Raw genomic sequence first — 3,647 nt, forward strand, 5'->3', positions numbered from 1 at the left:
ACCAGAAGCAGGTTCACATCGACATAGGCATCGAGAAGGGTGCTAGCGTTTATCATCCCTGAGCCTCTTATCTATCAGCGCCCGGATTTCGCCGAGCGTCTCCTCCGTCAGGTCGTAGTCGTCGACAAGCCGGGCGACGAGAGCCGCCGGGGTGTTGTCGAAGAGCTTTTCCGAGAGGTTCTTCAGCGAGCGCGACTGGTAGGTGTCCTTGCTCAGCGTCGCCTGGTAGATAAAGGTCTTGCCCTGTTTCGTGCTGGTCACGAAACCCTTCTGTTCGAGGATCCGCAGGATCGTTGCCGCCGAGGTGTAGGCGAGCTTCTTCGCCGGGGCGAGCGCGTCCTGGACGTCACGCACCGTGGCCTGGCCCAGTTCCCAGAGCCTGGTCATGAACTCAAGCTCCACCTCGGTCAGGAACTGGGTCTTCTTCTTGTTGTCGCTCATGTCGGCATCCGGTCCTTGTCGCGTTCCGTTCCTCCCTCGGTCCCTTTCTACGAAGCCCTTCGTATTTCTCCAAACGGAATCCGGTCTCAGACCTTGCCGAAGACGAAGACGGCCCAGACGATCGAAAGGCCGAGCGGCCACCAGAGCGGCATGCCGACGAGCCAGAGCCAGGCCATGAAGATGTAGCTGGTGCCCAGAAGCGAGATGAAGAGCCGGTCGCCGCGCGTGGTGACGAGGCCGAGCACGCCGCGGCGTTCGTCTCCGCCGGGGTGGCGGATCTCGAGCACGGTCAGCACGCCCATCGCCGAGAAGATGGTGATGAAGAGGACAAGCGTCGCCGGCGTCCAGGCCATCCAGAACTCGGGCCAGAGCGGGTCGGTCCAGGAAAAGCCTTTCTCGACGGGCTTGCCGAGATTGCCCCAGCCCTGGGTCTGGGCGGCGGCGAGCCCGGGCACAAGACCGAGAGCGGCGGCGAGGCGAAGCATCACACCCTCCCCAGGGCGAAGCCCTTGGCGATGTAGTTGCGGACGAACCAGATGACGATGGCGCCGGGGATGATGGTGAGCGTCCCCGCAGCGGCGAGAAGGCCCAGCTCGTAGCCCGCCGACGAGGCGGTCTTGGTCATCGTGGCGGCGATCGGCTTGGCGTAGACGGCGGTCAGCGTCTTGGCCAGCAGAAGCTCCACCCAGGAGAACATGAAGCAGAAGAAGGCGGCGACCCCGACCCCCGCCTTGATCGTCGGCAGGAAGATCTGCACGAAGAAGCGCGGGAAGGAATAACCGTCGACGAAGGCGGTCTCGTCCAGTTCCTTCGGCACGCCGCCCATGAAGCCCTCGAGAATCCAGACCGCGAGCGGGATGTTGAACAGGCAATGCGCCAGCGCCACGGCGATGTGGGTGTCAAAGAGCCCGACCGCCGAATAGAGCTGGAAGAACGGCAGCGCGAAGACCGCGGCCGGCGCCATCCGGTTGGTCAGCAGCCAGAAGAACAACTGCTTGTCGCCAAGGAAGCGCCAGCGCGAGAACGCATAGGCCGCCGGCAGGGCGACGGTTACTGAAATCACCGTGTTGATCGTGACATAGAGGATGGAGTTCAGGTATCCCCAATACCAGGTCGGATCGGTGAAGATGGTCCGGTAGGAGGCCAGCGTCCAGACCCGGGGGAACAGCGAGAAGCCCCCGAGGATCTCCTGCGTGGTCTTGAAGCTCATCGCCACGAGCCAGTAGATCGGCAGCATGAGAAAAAGGATGTAGAGAATTGGGATAATGGCTCTTTTCTTCATTTCTACCCCCTATCTCACGTCGTTCCGCGTCATCAGCGTGTAGAACAGCCACGAGACGAAGAGGGTGATCGCGAAGTAGATCAGGCTCATCGCCGCCGCCGGCCCGAGGTCGAACTGCCCGAGCGCGATCTTGACGAGGTCGATCGACAGCAGCGTGGTCGCGTTGCCGGGGCCGCCGCCGGTCAGCACGAAGGGCTCGGTGTAGACGTTGAAGCTGTCCATGAAGCGCAGCAGCACCGCGATCGTCAGCACCTGCTTCATCTTCGGCAACTGGATGTAGCGGAACACCGACCAGGTCGAGGCGCCGTCGATCTTCGCCGCCTGGTAATACGCGTCGGGGATCGAGACGAGCCCGGCGTAGCACAGGAGCACCACGAGCGAGGTCCAGTGCCAGACGTCCATGACGATGACGGTGATCCAGGCCGCCAGCGGGTCCTGCGTCATGTTGTAGTCGATGCCCAGCACATGGTTCATCAGGTAGCCGAGCAGGCCGATGTCGGGCAGCGTGAAGATGTTCCACATCGCGCCGATCACGTTCCACGGGATCAGGAGCGGCAGCGCCATCGTCACCAGGCAGACCGGCACCCATATCCCCCGGCGCGGCATCGACAGGGCGATCACCACCCCCAGCGGCACCTCGATCACCAGGATCATCAGCGTGAAAAGCGCCTGCCGCCCCAGCGCCGCCTGGAACCGTTCGGACCGCAGGATGTCCTGGAACCAGCCCAGCCCGTGCCAGAAGAACTGGTTGTTGCCGAAGGTTTCCTGCACCGAATAGTTGACGACGGTCATCATCGGCACGAGCGCGTTGAAGGCCACGAGGACCAGCACCGGCAGCACGAAGAACCAGCCCCTCTGGTTGACCTTGCGCATCAGGCCGCCCTCCCCCTGTCGGTCGCGATCCAGCCATCGCGGTAAAGCCGGGTCTGGTCGGGGCGGAAGGCGAGGTGCACCGCCTCGCCCTGCCCCGGCACCGCGCCCTCGACGATGGCGCTGACGCGGGTGCCGCCGGCGACGGCCTCGACCACGCAATGGCGGCCGAGGTCCATCACCTTGCGCACCGTCGCCGGAACGCCCTCGGGCGCGAGGCTGACGAATTCGGGGCGCACGCCGATTTCGTGCCGCCCGTCGCCGGCGGTGATGGCGCCTTCCAGCGCGACGCGCACGCCGTTGAACCAGGCGGCCCCGTCGCGCAGCTCGGCCGGCAACACGTTCATGCCCGGCGAGCCGATGAAATGGCCGACGAAGGTATGGGCGGGGCGGCCGAACAGGTCGACCGGCGTGCCGATCTGCACCACCTCGCCGTCCTGCATGACGACGACCTGATCGGCGAAGGTCAGGGCCTCGGTCTGGTCATGGGTGACGTAGATCATCGTCACCTTCACGCGCTGGTGCAACTCCTTGAGCTTGGAGCGCAATTTCCACTTCAGATGGGGGTCGATGACGGTCAGCGGCTCGTCGAACATGATGACGTTCACGTCCTCCCGGACCAGCCCGCGGCCCATCGAGATCTTCTGCTTGTTGTCGGGCGAGAGGTTCGCGGCACGGGTCCGCAGCATCTCGGTCACGTCGAGCATCGCCGCGATCGCCGCGACCCGCGCCCTGACCCGCGCCTCGTCGACGCCGCGGTTCCTGAGCGGGAAGGCCAGGTTGTCGAAGACCGTCATGGTGTCGTAGATCACCGGGAACTGGAACAACTGGGCGATGTTGCGCCGGTCGGGGGCAAGCGCGGTGACATCCTTGCCGTCGAACAGGATGCGCCCCTCGGATGGTTGAAGAAGCCCGGATATGATATTGAGAAGCGTTGATTTTCCGCAGCCAGACGGGCCAAGAAGCGCATAGGCGCCGCCATCCTGCCAGTCAAGGTTCAGCTCCTTCAGCGCATAGTCGGCGGGGCCTGCGGGCCTGGCCATGTAGCTGTGGC

At 64.2% G+C, this 3,647-nt stretch carries 5 protein-coding genes; all 5 read right to left on the bottom strand.

Annotation, left to right across the window (positions count from 1 at the left end):
- Nucleotides 1-42: 42 nt before the first annotated feature.
- Nucleotides 43-441 (bottom strand): BlaI/MecI/CopY family transcriptional regulator, encoded by a 399-nt coding sequence (locus ACE3P6_RS06585; RefSeq protein ID WP_291336394.1) that lies wholly within the window; start codon nt 439-441, stop codon nt 43-45.
- An 86-nt stretch (nt 442-527) separates the two neighbouring features.
- Nucleotides 528-794 carry a DUF2160 domain-containing protein gene (locus ACE3P6_RS06590; protein WP_374392960.1) on the bottom strand — a complete coding sequence of 89 codons (267 nt, stop codon included), beginning with the start codon at nt 792-794 and terminating at the stop codon, nt 528-530.
- Between the two features lie 131 nt (nt 795-925).
- Nucleotides 926-1,723 (bottom strand): carbohydrate ABC transporter permease, encoded by a 798-nt coding sequence (locus tag ACE3P6_RS06595; RefSeq protein WP_374392954.1) that lies wholly within the window; start codon nt 1,721-1,723, stop codon nt 926-928.
- Nucleotides 1,724-1,732: 9 nt separating this feature from the next.
- Entirely contained in the window at nt 1,733-2,596 is an 864-nt protein-coding gene (locus ACE3P6_RS06600; RefSeq protein WP_374392956.1) for a carbohydrate ABC transporter permease, read from the bottom strand.
- On the bottom strand, nt 2,596-3,647 hold a 1,052-nt coding region (locus ACE3P6_RS06605), incomplete at its 5' end, for an ABC transporter ATP-binding protein (protein WP_374392958.1). The genes ACE3P6_RS06600 and ACE3P6_RS06605, both read right to left, overlap by 1 nt.

The organism is Tabrizicola sp., from assembly GCF_041911175.1.
Taxonomy (GTDB): domain Bacteria; phylum Pseudomonadota; class Alphaproteobacteria; order Rhodobacterales; family Rhodobacteraceae; genus Tabrizicola.